Source organism: Acinetobacter sp. NyZ410 (genome assembly GCF_022828975.1).
Lineage (GTDB): Bacteria > Pseudomonadota > Gammaproteobacteria > Pseudomonadales > Moraxellaceae > Acinetobacter > Acinetobacter guillouiae.
Window position 1 is genome coordinate 1,115,590 of the sequence record NZ_CP094620.1, and the last position, 16,986, is coordinate 1,132,575.

Genomic DNA, 16,986 nt, shown 5'->3' on the forward strand with positions numbered 1-16,986 from the left:
TAGTTTTAGTGTCTTCTACAGATTTTGAACTAGATGATAACTACGGTGATGATGATGTTAGTTTCGATGAGTCATCAAGCAAAATTAGCGCCAAAGAATCTTTAGAAAAGCGACGTTTGATCGATGATTTACTTGCTCAACGTCGTTTAGAAAAAGATTTAAAAGATTTTGATTATGACATTGATGATGACGATGATTTTGATGACGAAGATTAAAAATTCATTGGGCATGGCGTGGGAAAATGCTATGCTTAAATCTGATACAAATTTACTGGAAACAAAATGAGTGCTTTAGATTTAGACCTACTGAGTGATTATCTAGATGGTGACCAAAATGAATTTGGTCTAGATTTCGCAGCGACTCATGGTTTCTTGTGCGCAATTGCGGTTGGTCCTACTTTTGATAAATGGCTTGATGAGCTATTTGATAATAATCAAAAGAAAGTTCCAGCAGAAATCATTGTACAAATCAAAGCATGGCTTGAAGCGATTCGTCAAAACTTAGCCAATGAAGAAGGAATTACATTCCCTTTTGAAATTGAAGAAGCTGATGTTGAATCAAGCTTAGGCGACTGGAGTGTTGGCTTTGTCGATGCAATGTTCCTGAATGAAGAAGCTTGGTTTGCACCAGAATATGAAGATCAAGTTGTTGATCTCACACTACCAATGATGGTGTTCAGTGGTATTGATGATGAAGATCCTCAAATGGAATCTTTCCGCCGCAACGGCCAGTTAATGGACGAGATTGCTGAAGAAATTCCTGAAAATCTAAATGAAATTTATTTGATGTACCACACACCAAATTAATTTGCGCGTATAAAAAAAGCATGCTCACTGAAAAGTGGCATGCTTTTTTTTGTTGGTGATTTACGCCAATAGTTAAAACCGTGCAAATAATAGGCTACAACCTAAAATAAACAGTAAAAGGCCAATCACACGATTGATCACAATTTGACGATCTAAAATTTTATTTCGTATGCTGGGATGTGCACAAAATAAGGCAATCAAGCCAAACCAAACAAAATGACTCAACGAAATAAACGCACCATAAGCAAAAAGCTGAATGGTCGAATTTCCAGCAGAAGTCATCAGCTGAGCAAATAAACTGATTACAAATAAAGTTGTTTTGGGATTTAGGCTATTGGTTAAAAAACCATGTTTAAACGCTTGCCAGCTACTGATACCAACACCAATTTCATCCAGTTTTATTTTTGCCTGCGTAAATGTTTTATAGCCAAGATAAATTAAATAAGCAGCGCCAATATATTGAATTGTTTGTAAAAGATAGGGCATATGATTTTTTAAAAAACCCAGGCCAAGTAGGCTATAACCCACATGTATCCAAACACCGCAAGCAATACCTAAAGCAGTGCTTAATCCAATATTTCGACCATATAAATAACTGTTTCGTGTCACGATAGCAAAATCAGCGCCAGGACTTATTACTGCCAAGCAGGTGATTAAGATCACAGCAATCATTTCATTCACTCATGTATCCTTTTTTACACAGTTTTAATTATTTTTATATTTTTCATATATTTGTATTGGGTTAAAGCGATAATATTTTGATGAAATGCATGATTTTTTGGAATGTATAGTGCTTGCCGTTGAATTCACTCAAATTTCTCAATCGCTCGGAAGTTTTGCTCACATCGAATGTGTGGTGATTTTTTACGATCGCTGTGGTGTATTGATTACGATTGGGTGATTTTCATACAGTGATGCTATTTATATATGGTGATCGTGTTTCAATTGGTCGGCATTGGTGAAACGGGGAGTATAAGAAAATATAAACAATAGGCTTCTTTTATAAATCCTGTTAAAACCCATAAATCAAAAGATAGTGGCTCTCATCCTAGCTTTTCCTCAGCGAGAAGGAACTATCAAGCTTCATTTCGCATGATCATTTTGATTTATGAACGCTCTAATGTCTTTGTGGTTATTTTGGGAATTCGCTGATTATTTGCCAGACAACTAATGTTAAGGGCTAATGTTAAGAACCCAGAGCTCGGCCAAGCAAACACAAATTTGTCTGCTCGACTCAATCCACACAAATCTCAATGCACACAAATAGTATGTTTTAACTGAATGCTGGGAGCATAATAATTTTTAGCGTGCTTTTGATTTTTTATAGAAAAAATAAGCAACTAAAATTAAGACAATGGTAATGATTACATAGCCCACGCGACTAAAAATTTGTTGCATGAGTTCTATATTGTTTCCAAAATAATAACCCACACATGCAAGAAAAGTGGTCCAGATAATTGTCCCTACGCTGCTATACAGCATAAATTTCCAAAAGGGCATATGACTCATGCCTGCAGGGATACTAATCAAAGAACGAACTGCGGGAACCATTCGCCCAAAGAAAACCACGCGATGTCCATATTTTTCAAACCAATCTAAAGCTTTTTTGACATCTTCTGATTTGATAAAAAGGTATTTACCGTAGCGGTCAACCCAATTAAAAATGCTTTGATTCGGGATTTTTCGACCCACCCAATACAACAACGCTGCTGCAACCAGTGAACCGATGCTTCCTGCGATAATCACACCCGATAATAATAATTGACCTTTAGATGCAGCAAATCCAGCTGATGGCATAATCACTTCTGAGGGAATCGGCGGAAAAACATTGTCTAAAAACATCAAAAGAGCAATACCAAAGTAACCAAGTTGCTCCATGATCGAAATAATCCAATCAGTCATTTTATATATAAAAATAGGGCGTTATAAACATGGTATGGTTTTCATTTATCAAAATATAGTGAGAATTTGTTGTGTTGTTAAAATATCTAAATAAAAACCGCAGCCAATAAGCTGCGGTTGAGTGACGCATTTTAAAATTGATTGAGATTAAAGACGTTTGCGTTTTGCAGCAGTAATTTGTGATTGACGCATACGGAAACCTTCTTTTTGTTTCTCAGATGTTTTATCAATACAATATTTGCAAGAAACACCATGTTCATAACTTTGCAACTCGGCTTCTTCAGGAACAAGTGGCCAACCACATGCATGACATTTAATATTTTCGCCTTCTTCCATACCATGCGTCACCGCAGTACGACCATCAAATACGAAACATTCACCTTCCCACATACTTTCATCAGCAGGGGTTTCTTCAAGGTATTTTAAAATACCGCCTTTAAGGTGATACACCTCGTTAAAACCTTCTTGAAGCAGTAGCGATGTTGATTTTTCACAACGAATACCGCCTGTACAGAACATCGCAATTTTCTTATCTTTATGCTGTTCAAGTTCTTTTTTTACGTATTCTGGAAATTCACGAAAGGTTTCTGTTTTAGGATCAATCGCGCCTTTGAAGGTACCCGCTTTATATTCATAATCATTACGTGTATCAATCAAAATCACATCATCACGCGCAATCAATTCGTTCCATTGCTTTGGATCAAGATAATGTCCAACAAGATCACGAGGTTTCACCTCTACACCTAAAGTTACGATTTCGTTCTTTAGCTTAATCTTCATTTTACGGAATGGCTTTTCATCACTATGTGATTCTTTATATTCCATGCTATTAAAGCCTTCATTCAATAAAAATTGATGAATGACATCAATCGCTTGACGATCGCCAGCAACAGTTCCGTTAATTCCTTCACCTGCAATAATGAGAGTACCGCAAAGGTTGATGGTTTTTACCAAGTCTAAAAGACGTTGTTGAAGATCAGCAGGATCTTGAACTTCTTTGAATTGATAAAGTGCTGCAACAACCCAACCAGAGGTCGCTTGCTGTTCTACAGGTGCAAGCTGTTCTACAGTAGCGTTCATGGAGTACTCCAAATATTTAAGATAGAATAAAATTTAAGGCGCATATTTTAGCGTGATTTACATGAATATGCGAGAAAACCCTAGTCTTTGTAGTGTTTTTTTATTCCCTGAAAAAAATATGGGTTTTTATACTAAATATAGTGCTTTAAAATATTTTATATACCATATATAGTATTGCGAAATGATTATTTCGTGCCGGAAAAGTGTGTCACATCGTTGATGTAAGGAGTAAATTTTGAGTAACGAACGTCGGATACCCACCTTAACGCCATGCGCTGGTCGTTGTTCAACGGTATTTGGTGATTCTGTTTGTCGTGGTTGCCGTCGTTTTAATCATGAAGTGATCCAATGGAATACATATGATTCAGCGCAACGTTTAGCCGTTTGGAAGAGGCTGGATGCACAGCTCGATCAAATTTTAATTCCGATGCTACCTTTTGCTGATTTAAGACATATTGAAGGTTTTATTTTGGGTAAACGTATACGAGTGATGGATTCTGCTTCTAAAGGGCGCAAGTTGTATCATGCATTAAAAATTTGTGAAAAAAATAAACATCTCGCAGAAGAGAGTGGTTTGGGAATTCAAGCGAAACAGGTAAAACCGCTTTGGGATGAGTTTGAACGTCGTGTATTGGCATTGGCCAATGCAAGTTATGATTTCGCATGGTTACGTGCAGACGGTATTCGTCAAAGTATTTTACATTTGGAAGATGTTTAAACTCAGTTTCTGCAATGATTTATTATTTATCAGCTTGATACTTTTGGCTATTTAATTTTAATCAGTGTCACTTATAAAAAATTAAAACAAAAACTGGCGCTGTCATTTCATCGCACTTTAATCAAGAACATCTAATCAAGATTAAAAAGCCAGTCCAATGATTTGAACTGGCTTTTTTACTCTGTCTAAATGTGATGACTTAAAATATTTTCTTAGACATTGTGTTTTAAACGATACTGAACCAATTCTTCAATGGTAATCAGCGTTAAATGATGCGTTTGTGCATATGCTAAAACTTGAATGCCTGAAGCCATTGTCCCATCAGGATTGGTCACTTCACATAACACACCAGCGGGTTTTAAACCGGCTAAACGTGCCAAATCAATAGAACCTTCTGTATGTCCACGACGGGTTAATACACCACCATTACGACCACGCAATGGAAAAACATGACCAGGGCGATTCAGATCGCTTGCAACAGCACCTGTTTTAATTGCAGCATGAATAGTGGTGGTACGGTCTTTTGCAGAAACGCCTGTTGTTACACCTTGTGCTGCTTCGATGGTAATGGTAAAAGCCGTTTTAAATTGACTTGAATTGTCCTGAACCATCGGTGGGAGTTCAAGGTGATCTGCTAGATCATCGGTAATGGTTAAGCAGACAATACCTGAACCATCACGAATCATACGTGCCATGGTTTCAACATTGAGGGTTTCTGCTGCAACAATTAAATCTGCTTCATTTTCACGATCAAAATCGTCCATGACCAAAACAGGTTTGCCTTGGCGCATATCTTCGATTGCTTGTTCGATACGTTGGTCTGCGGGGGATAGTGCAGAAAAGAAAATTTCGGGTTGAATTAAACTAGACATTGAAACGCTCTCGTAAAGTTAAAATACGGTTGAACATTTCAGGACATTTGAAATAGTGGCGTTACAAAACCTTTTCCAATAGCGAATATTGAAATTTTTAAGCTGTGACGTCGTCTTCTTTCATCCGGACTATACCGTCGGCTTTGGTATTTCACCAAATCTGCGAATCACGATTAAGCGTGATAAGCTCGTGGGCTGTTGGCTCAGGATTGAAAATCCGTCCAATTTACCACCGGTGGGGAATTACACCCCGCCCTGAAGCGATGTGCATTTATTATAGACACTTTTTTACTAAATGGATGCTTTTTTTTAGAATGATCAGTACTATAGATAGAACAATAGTTGCTATAGAAAATAATTAAACTTATACATTTAAAAGAATATTTGTGGTCATAGTGATCAACAAATAGCAAAACATAAAATAAGGAGACTCAGCTTGATCACGATTCAGCAAGATGTCTATTCATGGCGTAATGATGACTTTGTTAAACACTTACAGGTTTTAGGATGTGCTCTAATTGCAGTCAGTATTTTATATCTCACTGCTGCAAATTGGTTTATGTTGCCTCAGTTTTTTCAATTGGCAATTCCACAACTTTTCTTGTTACTCAGTGCTGTAGCCAGTATTTTTTTAGTTCAGCATGATTATTTAGTCCAGTGTTTGCATACAATAAGTGGCTTGATGATTGGTTTAAGTTTGGCTGTCATTGGTCAAATTTATCAAACAGGGGCAGATAGTTATTTACTATTTTTAATCTGGTCTATTTTATTGCTGCCGTGGTTGTATCGTCCGAATATTGGTGTTTTTACATTGCTCTGTATTGTCAGCCAACTCACTTTATTTTTGTTTTTTAAACAAACATTTTGGGCTGACGAATATCCTGTCACATTTTTATTTAGCTTAAATCTCCTTTCATTATTTCAGTTTTATTTTTGTCTTCGTTGTTATCAAAAGCTGCGTTATCTCTTTGTCTTATGGTTTGGCATTCTTTCAATTTGGCATATGGTGCTATTTTTATATGGAGACAGTAATTTAGCATTCGCCACAGCCATGATTTTTACATGGACAGACCTTAAGATCGCTTATTTAATATCATCATTTTTTCTACTTTCTGTCGCATTAACTTATTTTTATCGAAAAAGAGATCAGTTATGTAGTGTACTTTCAGCAGTAGGTTTAGGGATTACGTTTACGCTGGTGATTTTCAAATGGATGAATAGTCTGTTTCGTGAATCCGAAGTGCTTGGATTATTTTTAATTGCACTGGTGATTTTCGCTTGGTTTGCATTGATTACTTTTTTATTGATTAAGTTTATCCCACAAAATAAATTTAACAATATTCCTATCGCAGTGGGTGCATGGATTGCAGGTGTTTTATTGGCATCATTGATGCTGGCATTTTGGGGGAATTTCTCCTTGATCATGGGGGCAGTTTTTGTGGTATTGGCTGCCTTTATTTTAAGAAGTAAACAAGCTTTATTTTTAAGGCAGTTTGCTTATTGTATATGGGTCGCAGGGCAACATGCTGTGATTTTCCACACGGTTGAATTAACTGACCAATTCTTTCCAATTTTCTTTATTCAATTTGCCATGCTGTGTCTTAGTTATTTTATTCGCAGCCATTGGTTCTTTATTTTTATCCAACTATTTGCCTTATATTTATCTGGTATTGCGTTGATTTGGGATTTAAACGTTCTGCTTGGATTTCATCGTTTTGTTGAAAATTTTGCATTTCTGGTCTTGCTCAGTTATGGGTTTTATCTGGTAATGATTTGGGTGCATCGTATTCAACCCAGTCAATATCAACGCAGTTTAGCATTGGCTAATTTATTGATTATTCTTTCATCCTTGGGTTTCTATACGCTATTTGGACAATATGAATTAGAGAAAATTAGATACCTTCCTATTCTCAACTTGGGGCTGCCTATTTTGTGGTTGGCTTTGTTTATGGTGTTGAGGATTCGCAATCAATTTAGCTTGATTGCTCAATTGATTTTATTGGCTTTTGCTGCAGTACTGATATTTTATGGCTATTTTGAAATTTTTATTTGTATCGCCATACTTTCATGGGCATTGTCACAGCACGATAAGATTGTCTACGGTTTCGCTTTAGTGACTTTGGCGTTAACCTTATGCTTTATTTACTACGCGTTGAATGTTAGCTTCCTCGTTAAAAGTCTAAGTATTTTTAGCTCAGCATTAATTTTGTTGATACTGACTTGGGTGCTACATAAATTCCAATCAAAAGAGGGAGTAAATACATGAAAAAATTCATTCCTCTTTGTCTTGCTTTAATCTGTATTGTTCTTTTTCTAGGCATCATTTTTAAGAATGAGCAGCATCTGAAGAATAGTCAGAGTATATATGTCCACTTACAACCTGTTGATCCACGTTCATTAATACAAGGTGATTATATGGTGCTGAGTTATCAACTTTACTTTGCACCGCAAAAGCTAAATCGGGGCGATCAGAACAATGTAGATCCAAGTGATAGTGATGAAAATCATATTTTTTCGGGGCATTATTTTGATCAAGTGATTGAAAATAAGCCTTCGGTTACGGCTTATGTTGAATTGGATCAACAGAAAAAGGTGGCACATACTTATTTTGAAAAACCTAAAGATGCGCAAACTGTAAAATTGATTTTGAAGAACCCTGATAATCGACATAGAACACTTTATCCTGCATCCAATAGCTTTTTATTTGCAGAAGGTTTAGCTGAATGTTATCAGCAAGCAAAGTATGCTGAGTTTAAGGTGGATCAGCAGGGCAATGCGATTCTTGCATCTTTACGAGGAGAGCATTTACAAGATCTGGACTGTGAGAATAAACAACGTTGGCGTGATGGATTTCGTTCTGTAGATAAATCGTCATAAGGTGATGACCACAACTAGCAAGCTTTTATAAAAAATACTTTAAAGAATTCCATCTCTCGGAAGTTCTAAAAAGAGTAACGACTAAGTTGGTCTATTAAAAAAGTACTGATTTTGCTTTGTGATAGCTTTCAGATAATTATTGATTTATCTAAATGGGCGTGGAAACAGCTATCTAAAAGACTAAAAATTAATAAACCTACATTTATTGTTAACTTTTATTTAATGTATTTTTAATAAAATATGCACAAATGTGACATTTAATGTATATTAAATATACAAAAAAAGGAGTTGGTTATGAAAAGATTTGCTTCAGGAGTCTTTACATTTGCAATATCAGTTTCTGTATTCGCAGATTGTAATGCAGGCAGTTTTAATGTCGAGGGGATTGCAAGTTCAGGATCTTGGTCTAATTTGGTGAGTTTGCAAGGTCAAAAGTTTACATCGTATGTTCAGGCTAATGTGGGTTTGGAAAGTAAAGCTGAAACAAGTGCTCATAAAGCACTTCCAAATTCTAATATCATTGCTTTTGAGTATAAATCAGTAGTTCCAGTAAATTTAACTGGTAGTGAGGAGGCAGGTGGGTGGTTATTAAATTCATCTACCAATAGTAATACGGTTACTAATGGATCGCTTTTTGCTCCAGCATCAAATAATGATGGGTTGAAATTAATACTCGTGGGTTTAGGAAATCCAATCCCGTTATATCAATCATTTGAAAGTATTAATGGTGAAGGTAATCGGATTGGTATTTACATTAATAAGCAAACTAAGCAAATAGGATATATTTTGAATGGTGTAAATAAAGGCTACAAGTGGTCTTTTACCACGCCATTTAATGATATAGGCTTTATATTGATGAATGGGTTTACTGGATTCTCTAACAACTCAACAAAGATTGGAAGTGAGGTGACAATGGAGCTCATTACTGATTATTCTAAATTACAATACCAATACCCATCTGGCTCTACAGATATTTGTGGAAATACTATTTAAATAAAAAAACCCGCAACATTGCGGGTCTTGAATCATCTGTGTGCAATTATGCAACTTGAACAGGGATACAGTTTGCTGTGTGATTTACTGTATTGTCTGGATTTGCATATACAAGACGTGGTTTATGCGCATCAGCTTCTGCATTGGTAAAATCACCAAATGTGGCAATAATCATTAAATCACCAACATCAGCTTGAAGTGCAGCGCCACCATTGACTGAAATGATGCCTGAGCCTTCTTCGCCACGAATCGCATAGGTTGTAAAGCGCTTACCATTAGTCACGTTCCACATATGAATTTCTTCATATTCACGGATACCAGCTAAATCCAAAAGAATACCGTCGATTGCACAAGAACCTTCATAATGTAATTCTGCTTGTGTAACAACACAACGATGGATTTTTGCTTTTAATAAACGAGATAGCATGATTTGCGTCTCCAGAGTAGCCCTTACAATTGTTATCTTGTGTTGAATCAACAATTTTCAATGGGGGGATGCATTTGAAAGCGCATTTTGCTCTTAAAAATGAATCATGGCAAGAAAAATTGTTGAACAAAGAACATAAAATTTAGGTTTAAATTATGCTTTATAAGCATTGATTTGATTCATTGCTTGCTGAATCTCACCATTAACCAATAATTTTGTTTTGCCTAAAGCATGGTGTATTGCATCATCCATTAAAGTCTGTTCACTGCTTGGTGCTTTACCAAGTACATGTCCTGAAACTTTTTCTTTAGCGCCGGGATGACCAATGCCAATACGTAAGCGATGAAAATTAGAACCAATATGAGGAACAATGTCACGTAGACCATTGTGACCACCATGTCCACCGCCAGTTTTTAAACGAATGACGCCCGGATTCATATCCAGTTCATCATGAGCGATGAGAATTTCTTCTGGTTTAATTTGGTAGAATTTTGCAAAGGGAACAACACTTTGACCAGAAAGGTTCATAAATGTTGTGGGCAATAGTAGACGAACATCTTGTCCTTCAATATTACCGCGACCACTGATTCCTTTGTACTTTGAATCAGTTTTTAATGTAATACCATATTGTTCTGCAAGGCGTTCAACGAACCAAAAGCCTGCATTATGGCGGGTTTGGGCATATTCAGAACCTGGATTACCCAAACCAATAATCAGTGAAAGTTTACTCACTCATTTACACCATTTAACACTTATGCGCGTTTAAAGTCAGCGTGCATTGGTGTGTTTTTAGCTGGGTGACGTTGTAAAGCTTGGATTTTAACGCTTTCAACTTTACCTTCGATGTTAAGATCGATAACTTCTTCAAAGAAAGAGTTATTTTCTAAAGCTTTAACAAGCTCGCGAAGTTCTAAAGTAACCGCTACAGGTTCAGCAGAACCACCATAGATGATTGCTGGAACTTTATTTTGAAGACGAAGGCGGCGGCTCGAACCTTTCCCTTGAACTGCTTCTTCACGTGCTACTGCATTTAATACGAAGTTTGCCATGATGACATTTCCTCATTGAGTGTAATTGACTGAACTTTCGACCAGCCCAGTGATATAAAGCCCTACCAAAGAGTAGGGCTTTGAAAATTTGGCGCTATTATAGATAAGAATCGAACATTGCGCTAATAGATTCTTCGTTGTTAATACGACGAATTGTTTCAGCAACCATACTTGCTACTGAAACTTGGCGAATCTTACCAAGTTTTAATGCTTCATCTGAAAGTGGAATTGTGTCAGTAACAACCAATTCATCAATTACAGATTTGCTTAAATTTTCGAGTGCTTTACCTGATAGTACAGGGTGCGTTGCATAAGCAACCACTTTACGAGCACCAAAAGTTTTTAGTGCGTCGGCAGCTTTACACAAAGTACCAGCTGTATCAACCATGTCATCAACAATCACACAGTCACGATCACGTACATCACCAATCAAATGCATCACTTGTGATTCATTGGCTTTTTGACGACGTTTATCAATGATTGCAAGGTCGATATCACCCATTTGTTTTGCAACAGCACGTGCACGAACTACACCACCAACGTCAGGTGAAACCACCATCAAGTTATGATGTTGTTGTTGACGTAAGTCAGCAAGCAAAGCAGGCGTACCGTAGATGTTATCTACAGGAATATCAAAGAAACCTTGGATTTGGTCAGCATGCAAGTCGATCATTACAACACGGTCAATACCCACAGTGGTGAGCATGTCTGCTACAACTTTTGCAGTAATTGGAACACGAGTTGAACGAGGACGACGGTCTTGGCGTGCATAACCGAAGTATGGAATTACAGCAGTAATACGACCAGCACTTGCACGACGCAAAGCATCTGCCATTACTAAGATTTCCATAAGGTTATCATTCGTAGGGGCACAAGTGGGCTGTACGATAAACACGTCTTTACCACGCACATTTTCAGTAATTTCGACAGTGATTTCACCATCAGAAAATTTACCTACAGCAGCAGCTCCCAGAGGGATGTGCAAATGGCTAACGACTTTTTGGGCGAATTGTGGATGCGCAGTTCCACTAAAAACGACAAGATTGGGCATGAAGCACCCTTGGCGGTTGGCAGATTTGAATTAGATGGCAGGGGCGGCTGGATTCGAACCAACGGATGCCGAGATCAAAACCCGGTGCCTTACCACTTGGCGACGCCCCTAATGCGGCAGAATTTTAGTGTTTTTGTATGTCTCTGTCAAGGTAAATCAACATTAAATACAAATTACTACGTTCTGTCTTTTTTGAGAAAATGGCAGGGGCGGCTGGATTCGAACCAACGGATGCCGAGATCAAAACCCGGTGCCTTACCACTTGGCGACGCCCCTAATTTGATGTTGTATTTAATGGCAGGGGCGGCTGGATTCGAACCAACGGATGCCGAGATCAAAACCCGGTGCCTTACCACTTGGCGACGCCCCTAAAATACAACGATCTACAGATGAAAAATGATGGCAGGGGCGGCTGGATTCGAACCAACGGATGCCGAGATCAAAACCCGGTGCCTTACCACTTGGCGACGCCCCTATCATTACACTGTAAAATGAGTGAGTGGTGATTCATTCAAACTGTTGACCAAATAGGCTTTGCAGGGTGAATGATTTAAAACATCATCAATCTTCATTTGTTCAGTGACTTCAACAAAAACACAAGCACCTGTACCTGTAAGCTTTGCTGTACCGAACTGATCTAAATACTGCATTGCTTCATCAACTTCAGGATATAAATTTCTTGCCAGTGGCTCAAAATCATTTCTAAAATTGGATGGCTTTAGCTGATAGGCGCAAAATTTAGTAGGCTTCGTATCTCTTGTCAATGTTTTTTGCGAAAAAAGTCGTTGAGTGCTGATAAAACAATCAGGTTTTAACACAATGTATTGTTTTTGATCTAAGTCTATGAATGTTAAGTGTTCACCTATACCTTCTGCCCAAGCATTACGACCATGAACAAAGATTGGAACATCTGCACCCAATTTAACCCCAAGCTCAGCCAGTTGTTCAGTATTTAAACCGCACTGCCAAAGTTGATTGACCACAATCAATGTGGAGGCAGCATTGGAAGAACCACCACCTAGACCTGCACCCATTGGAATATTCTTTTCGATACGAATTTTTAAACCAGTCGGCTGTGTGGCATAAGGTTTTAAAATTTGAATCGCTTTATAGATCAGATTATGTTCCAAATCGACGTTACTCAAACCTTCAAGACTGATTTCTGCTTGAGAATGTTCTGTTTGGGTGAATTCTAACCAGTCATACAAATCAATCAGCTGAAAAATACTTTGCAACTCGTGATAGCCATTTTCACGACGACCTGTGATATGCAAAAACAAATTCAATTTTGCTGGAGAGGGAACACGAATCATAGATTTCATTGTCTAAGGTAAAGATTTAGCGGTTTTGAATCACCATTGTAATACGATTTTCCTGACCAGATTCAAGTTGTTGTTTTAAAATCAGCTTATTGGGCAAGCTCGCTTGATTGTTATAACTAAAATCTACAGTCCAGCCATCTTCAATGATTTGAGCAATACGTTGAGTATTATCTCGGGTGATTTGTGCATTTTCAGTGGCAGGGTAAGCTTGAACCCAATCGACAATATGGGTAATAGGTGCAGTCCAGCCCGTTGCTTTTTCAAGCAGTTCTTCTGGTGTTTCAGCCGAAATCGAACCTGTTTTAGCGCTGTTTAGGGTAACTTCCCCAGATTTTCCTTCAATAATGGTTTTGCCAATACCTAAGATCCCATTCAACTGGATGTTAAAATCTTGTTGGTCTTGTGTCCATGTGTAGAACGCACTGCCAGACTGTTTCGGTGTTTTTACCCCAATTTTCCCTTCAAGATTAAATTGATTTGACGGTTTTTGCAGGGGCGTTGTGGCATCTGTCGGTGCTGTAAGCGTTGGTGTGGTTTGTGCTGGCTTTACGACTTGTTGACAACCTGTGAGTGTAAAAGCGGTTACAACAGTTAGGGTGCAAAAGATCTGTGGAATGTGACGCATACAAGTCATTAACTCTTTTTAATATGTTGCGGTAATATTAATGAATCTAATTGATTTAATTGAGGATCATTTGGATGATTTTGTTTGAGTTGTTGTAACACTTCATTAAATTGAGCTAAGGCACCTTGCATATACAACGATTTTGCATATCGAATACCAATGTTTACACTATGACTCAAATTATAAGCTTTCGATAAAATGTTCGAGGCGGCATCAAAATCATTTTGCAAGAATGTGATATATCCCAGCGTATCTAAAATCGAGGCCTGATCTGGCGCAGAATCTAAGGCATGTTCAGCATACTTCCGCGCTTCATCTAAACGTCTATTTTGTAGTGCAAGCGTATAGGCATAAGCATTTAAATAAGCAGGATTATTTGGCTCTAAAGTTAAGAGCTGTTTCAATGCTTTATCAAGTAAATCACGATCCTCAAATGGATCAAGAAGCAGTATTTCTGAATAGAGAATTTCAGGATCATCAGGCAAGTTCTTCACTGCTTCCGTGAGTAATCTCAGCGCTGCTTTTTTATTGCCCATGCGTTTTAAAATCTCGGCTTGAGCCTGATATAAGAAACTTGCATGTTGTGGATAATTGACACGTTCTTGGGTTAAAAACCGCAAAGCATCATTCATCTTGTCTTGTCTTTCAAAAATCGAGACCAGATTACGGCGTGAAACCGTATATAAGTTCCCATCAACCAGACGATAATAGGCTTTTGCCGTTTCATCATTTTGCTTTCGTTCAGCATTTACTGCCAAATAAAAATAAGCTTCGTTTTGATAACGTGATGAGTAGCGTAACTCCACTAAATACTGTTCAGCTTGATCCAGCTTTTTTAAATCAATCGCAGTTAAACCTGCAATAAATAGGGCTTCTTCAGCATCTGGCCAAGCTTGGATAATCGATTCTAATTTGCTTAAGGCCAATTCAGATTGATGAATCTTGATCAGATATTTGACTTCTGCCAGACGGATATCATAGTTGTACTTGTTTTTACGACTGCTTCGATCATACCAATTTAAAGTCGCTTCTTGGTCACCCAAAGCCTCTAATAAATTGGCTTTCATCAGAATAAAGCCAGTCACTTTTGAACGTTTTTTTAACGCCTTATTGACGGTTTTTAAGGCTTGCTCGATTTCATCGTTTTGCGCTTCCAAACCGGCTATTAGAATTAAAACAGAAGGGTTGTTTTTTTCTTTACTTGCTCTCAGCGTATTGAGCAGATTTTGACGATCTACTTCTGATTCTGGTGCAATTCCTTCTAAAATCTTTTCTAAATCAGCGTTGGGGTCAATATTGAGAATACTGTCCAGAGTCTCCGCTGCAAGTTCATATTCATGTGATTTGAGCGCGATATGCGCCAAATAAAATTTTGCAGGAACATCCTCAGGTTCTTGTACAACCCAATGGGTGGCAATGTCTAAAGCTGCTTTTAAATCGTTTTGTTCAATTGCAACATTCAAGGCACGTTGCTTAATGGTGGTTGAATTACTACGAATTGCGAGCACAGTATAATTGTGTAAAGCAGTTGCAGTATCATTATAAGCCAATGAAAATTCAGCAATAATACTTTGTTTTAATGCATTAGTATTATATTTAGCATGATAAAATTCTCCAGATGCTCTAATATGAGCACTAGAAGCCATGCTACCAACCAGTAAGAATGTGGTAGAATATTGCTTAATTGTCATGCCGCTTAAGCGGTTGTTTATTTGACGCAATTTTTCCGAATCCAAGTATGCTTTTTATGACACCGTTATTGCACAATAGCACAAATTTAGCGAAATGATGATCTGATATGTCTTTCTTTGCATTGGGTGTCAACCATCAAACTGCTTCTGTTGAGCTACGTGAGCAAATCGCTTTTAATCCAGAACGATTAAAAGATTTATTTGCCGTAGAAAGCCTTCGCCAAAATTTGAATGATATGGTGGTGGTGTCAACATGTAACCGCACTGAAGTCTATGCCATGGCTGAAAATGCCGATATGGTATTAAATTGGCTCGCCCAAACCAATGGTATTGATGTAAAGCAATTGTCAAATCATGTATATCGTTATGAAAATACCGATGCAGTTTCGCACTTAATGCGAGTTGCCAGTGGTTTAGACTCATTGATGCTGGGTGAACCGCAAATTCTTGGGCAGGTTAAAACAGCACTATCAATCGCAAAAGATGCTGAAATCGTCTCGCAAAATCTGAATCAAATATTTGAATATGCTTTTTATGCAGCCAAACGCGTACGTTCTGAAACGGCAGTCGGTAGTCATGCTGTCTCAATGGGATATGCTGTTGCTCAACTCGCATTGCAAGTGTTTAGTAAGCCTGAACAGCTTACAGTCATGGTGGTTGCCGCAGGTGAAATGAATAGCTTGGTGGCAAAACACTTGGCTGAAATGGGCGTTGCAAAAATCTTGATTTGTAATCGAAGCCGTGAACGGGCAGAGAAATTAGCACAAGAAATAGCGCATCGTGTTGAAGTGGAGATTATTCCATTTGATGAACTCACTACTCAGCTTTATCGTGCGGATGTAATTTCCAGTTGTACAGGCAGTTTGCATCAAGTTATTGCTTATGCAGATGTGAAATTCGCTTTAAAAAAACGTCGTTATCAACAAATGCTTATGGTCGATTTAGCTGTACCTCGTGATATAGATCCAAAAGTTGAAAGTTTGGATGGTGTGTACTTATACGGTGTGGATGATCTACAAAGTGTAATTGATGAAAATTTAGCACAACGACGTCAAGCTGCGGTTGAAGCAGAGGTTATGGTCAATCAACTGGTAACTCAGTTGGTGACACAGCAAAAAGTAAAAGATGCTGGTGGGACGATTCAACAGTTTCGTGAGCACGGTGAGGAACAACGCCAGATGGAGTTGTCGCATGCCTTAGAGCGTATTCAGGCAGGTGAGGATACGCAACATGTACTTGAGGATTTTGCACATCGTTTGACGCAAAAATTATTGCATCCATCTTCAATTTTGCTACGCCAAGCAGCGCAGGATGAAGATCCTTCACATTTTGAATGGATGAAAGAAAATATTCAGGATATTTTTGAACAAGAAAGAAAACCAAAAGCAAAGTGATTATTTTTTAAAACGAATGTGATTTAATGTTTTTGCTTCACCAGCTATTATTGGTGTATATATTAGTGCGATCAAATTAGAATCAAGCCATCAAGGATCTACATAGCCTCTCTACGCAGGGTGGAATTATGGGGGGAGTTGATTCAGTTGATCGATGCTATAAGAATCCCAAAAAACCT

Annotated in this window: 18 protein-coding genes, 4 tRNA genes and 1 riboswitch; of the genes, 7 read left to right on the forward strand and 15 right to left on the reverse strand. The window is 37.9% G+C overall.

The genetic code is table 11. The features are described 5' to 3' along the window. Positions 1–8 precede the first annotated feature (8 nt). Both MTO68_RS05145 and MTO68_RS05150 read left to right on the forward strand, forming a co-directional pair. Positions 9–215, forward strand: a complete 207-nt coding sequence (locus tag MTO68_RS05145) for a hypothetical protein (RefSeq protein ID WP_004722524.1) — start codon at positions 9–11, stop codon at positions 213–215. A gap of 66 nt (positions 216–281) precedes the next feature. Continuing rightward, positions 282–806 carry a YecA family protein gene (locus MTO68_RS05150; RefSeq protein WP_004722523.1) on the forward strand — a complete coding sequence of 175 codons (525 nt, stop codon included), beginning with the start codon at positions 282–284 and terminating at the stop codon, positions 804–806. A gap of 72 nt (positions 807–878) precedes the next feature. Here MTO68_RS05150 and MTO68_RS05155 read toward each other — a convergent pair whose 3' ends face one another. The 3 genes from MTO68_RS05155 to MTO68_RS05165 all read right to left on the reverse strand — a co-directional run bounded on the left by MTO68_RS05155 (position 879) and on the right by MTO68_RS05165 (position 3,788). Further along, positions 879–1,487, reverse strand: coding sequence for a LysE family transporter (locus MTO68_RS05155; RefSeq protein ID WP_244015317.1), 609 nt, complete (start codon positions 1,485–1,487; stop codon positions 879–881). Positions 1,488–2,108: 621 nt separating this feature from the next. Further along, positions 2,109–2,684: a DedA family protein gene (locus MTO68_RS05160; RefSeq protein ID WP_034615618.1), complete on the reverse strand. Its 576-nt coding sequence runs from the start codon at positions 2,682–2,684 to the stop codon at positions 2,109–2,111. A 171-nt stretch (positions 2,685–2,855) separates the two neighbouring features. Beyond that, entirely contained in the window at positions 2,856–3,788 is a 933-nt protein-coding gene (locus MTO68_RS05165) for a rhodanese-related sulfurtransferase (RefSeq protein ID WP_244015318.1), read from the reverse strand. A 235-nt stretch (positions 3,789–4,023) separates the two neighbouring features. Here MTO68_RS05165 and MTO68_RS05170 point away from each other — a divergent pair, with 235 nt between their 5' ends. Next, the gene (locus tag MTO68_RS05170) at positions 4,024–4,506 is read left to right on the forward strand and encodes a DUF1289 domain-containing protein (RefSeq protein WP_004722515.1); all 483 of its coding nucleotides are present in this window, start codon (positions 4,024–4,026) and stop codon (positions 4,504–4,506) included. A gap of 212 nt (positions 4,507–4,718) precedes the next feature. On the opposite strand, the gene ribB is transcribed toward MTO68_RS05170, so the two are convergent. Then, on the reverse strand, positions 4,719–5,378 hold the full coding sequence (gene ribB / locus MTO68_RS05175; RefSeq protein ID WP_004819596.1) for a 3,4-dihydroxy-2-butanone-4-phosphate synthase: 660 nt from the start codon (positions 5,376–5,378) through the stop codon (positions 4,719–4,721). A 108-nt stretch (positions 5,379–5,486) separates the two neighbouring features. Beyond that, positions 5,487–5,644: riboswitch (FMN riboswitch) on the reverse strand. Positions 5,645–5,814: 170 nt separating this feature from the next. On the opposite strand from ribB, the gene MTO68_RS05180 reads away from it, so the two are divergent. The 3 genes from MTO68_RS05180 (at position 5,815) to MTO68_RS05190 (ending at position 9,248) form a co-directional block, all read left to right on the forward strand. Further along, a complete protein-coding gene (locus tag MTO68_RS05180; RefSeq protein ID WP_244015319.1) occupies positions 5,815–7,644 on the forward strand; it encodes a DUF2157 domain-containing protein in 1,830 nt (609 codons plus the stop codon). Next, a complete protein-coding gene (locus MTO68_RS05185; RefSeq protein WP_244015320.1) occupies positions 7,641–8,255 on the forward strand; it encodes a GDYXXLXY domain-containing protein in 615 nt (204 codons plus the stop codon). The genes MTO68_RS05180 and MTO68_RS05185 overlap by 4 nt, the downstream gene beginning before the upstream one ends. 294 nt (positions 8,256–8,549) lie before the next feature. Further along, positions 8,550–9,248: a DUF4882 family protein gene (locus tag MTO68_RS05190; RefSeq protein WP_244015321.1), complete on the forward strand. Its 699-nt coding sequence runs from the start codon at positions 8,550–8,552 to the stop codon at positions 9,246–9,248. A gap of 46 nt (positions 9,249–9,294) precedes the next feature. Here the strand turns inward: MTO68_RS05190 and panD are convergent, their stop codons facing one another. From panD to MTO68_RS05245, 11 genes are all read right to left on the reverse strand, one after another. Next, positions 9,295–9,675 carry an aspartate 1-decarboxylase gene (gene panD, locus MTO68_RS05195; protein WP_004722504.1) on the reverse strand — a complete coding sequence of 127 codons (381 nt, stop codon included), beginning with the start codon at positions 9,673–9,675 and terminating at the stop codon, positions 9,295–9,297. 153 nt (positions 9,676–9,828) lie between these two features. Further along, positions 9,829–10,407 (reverse strand): aminoacyl-tRNA hydrolase, encoded by a 579-nt coding sequence (pth, locus tag MTO68_RS05200; RefSeq protein WP_004722502.1) that lies wholly within the window; start codon positions 10,405–10,407, stop codon positions 9,829–9,831. Positions 10,408–10,427: 20 nt separating this feature from the next. Further along, the gene (gene rplY / locus MTO68_RS05205) at positions 10,428–10,724 is read right to left on the reverse strand and encodes a 50S ribosomal protein L25 (RefSeq protein ID WP_004722499.1); all 297 of its coding nucleotides are present in this window, start codon (positions 10,722–10,724) and stop codon (positions 10,428–10,430) included. A 97-nt stretch (positions 10,725–10,821) separates the two neighbouring features. After that, entirely contained in the window at positions 10,822–11,775 is a 954-nt protein-coding gene (locus MTO68_RS05210) for a ribose-phosphate pyrophosphokinase (RefSeq protein WP_004722497.1), read from the reverse strand. Between the two features lie 35 nt (positions 11,776–11,810). Further along, positions 11,811–11,885 (reverse strand) — tRNA-Gln (locus tag MTO68_RS05215). Positions 11,886–11,976: 91 nt separating this feature from the next. Continuing rightward, a tRNA-Gln gene (locus MTO68_RS05220) sits at positions 11,977–12,051 on the reverse strand. A 19-nt stretch (positions 12,052–12,070) separates the two neighbouring features. Then, positions 12,071–12,145, reverse strand: a tRNA-Gln gene (locus MTO68_RS05225). Positions 12,146–12,175: 30 nt separating this feature from the next. Beyond that, positions 12,176–12,250 (reverse strand) — tRNA-Gln (locus MTO68_RS05230). 4 nt (positions 12,251–12,254) lie between these two features. Further along, a complete protein-coding gene (gene ispE / locus MTO68_RS05235; protein ID WP_244015322.1) occupies positions 12,255–13,088 on the reverse strand; it encodes a 4-(cytidine 5'-diphospho)-2-C-methyl-D-erythritol kinase in 834 nt (277 codons plus the stop codon). 25 nt (positions 13,089–13,113) lie between these two features. Next, positions 13,114–13,722: a lipoprotein insertase outer membrane protein LolB gene (gene lolB / locus MTO68_RS05240; protein WP_244015323.1), complete on the reverse strand. Its 609-nt coding sequence runs from the start codon at positions 13,720–13,722 to the stop codon at positions 13,114–13,116. Between the two features lie 8 nt (positions 13,723–13,730). Beyond that, on the reverse strand, positions 13,731–15,443 hold the full coding sequence (locus tag MTO68_RS05245; RefSeq protein ID WP_205622319.1) for a tetratricopeptide repeat protein: 1,713 nt from the start codon (positions 15,441–15,443) through the stop codon (positions 13,731–13,733). A 77-nt stretch (positions 15,444–15,520) separates the two neighbouring features. Between MTO68_RS05245 and hemA the strand changes: the two genes are divergently transcribed. Next, positions 15,521–16,807 carry a glutamyl-tRNA reductase gene (hemA, locus tag MTO68_RS05250; RefSeq protein ID WP_004819618.1) on the forward strand — a complete coding sequence of 429 codons (1,287 nt, stop codon included), beginning with the start codon at positions 15,521–15,523 and terminating at the stop codon, positions 16,805–16,807. Positions 16,808–16,986: the final 179 nt, after the last annotated feature.

What these genes read in the sequence shown, in the direction of transcription:
- MTO68_RS05150 (WP_004722523.1), top strand. Translation starts at nt 282, where the DNA reads ATGAGTGCTTTAGATTTAGACCTACTGAGTGATTATCTAGATGGTGAC.
- MTO68_RS05160 (WP_034615618.1), bottom strand. Translation starts at nt 2,684, where the DNA reads ATGGAGCAACTTGGTTACTTTGGTATTGCTCTTTTGATGTTTTTAGAC.
- MTO68_RS05165 (WP_244015318.1), bottom strand. Translation starts at nt 3,788, where the DNA reads ATGAACGCTACTGTAGAACAGCTTGCACCTGTAGAACAGCAAGCGACC.
- ribB (WP_004819596.1), bottom strand. Translation starts at nt 5,378, where the DNA reads ATGTCTAGTTTAATTCAACCCGAAATTTTCTTTTCTGCACTATCCCCC.
- MTO68_RS05185 (WP_244015320.1), top strand. Translation starts at nt 7,641, where the DNA reads ATGAAAAAATTCATTCCTCTTTGTCTTGCTTTAATCTGTATTGTTCTT.
- MTO68_RS05190 (WP_244015321.1), top strand. Translation starts at nt 8,550, where the DNA reads ATGAAAAGATTTGCTTCAGGAGTCTTTACATTTGCAATATCAGTTTCT.
- panD (WP_004722504.1), bottom strand. Translation starts at nt 9,675, where the DNA reads ATGCTATCTCGTTTATTAAAAGCAAAAATCCATCGTTGTGTTGTTACA.
- rplY (WP_004722499.1), bottom strand. Translation starts at nt 10,724, where the DNA reads ATGGCAAACTTCGTATTAAATGCAGTAGCACGTGAAGAAGCAGTTCAA.
- MTO68_RS05210 (WP_004722497.1), bottom strand. Translation starts at nt 11,775, where the DNA reads ATGCCCAATCTTGTCGTTTTTAGTGGAACTGCGCATCCACAATTCGCC.
- ispE (WP_244015322.1), bottom strand. Translation starts at nt 13,088, where the DNA reads ATGATTCGTGTTCCCTCTCCAGCAAAATTGAATTTGTTTTTGCATATC.
- lolB (WP_244015323.1), bottom strand. Translation starts at nt 13,722, where the DNA reads ATGCGTCACATTCCACAGATCTTTTGCACCCTAACTGTTGTAACCGCT.
- hemA (WP_004819618.1), top strand. Translation starts at nt 15,521, where the DNA reads ATGTCTTTCTTTGCATTGGGTGTCAACCATCAAACTGCTTCTGTTGAG.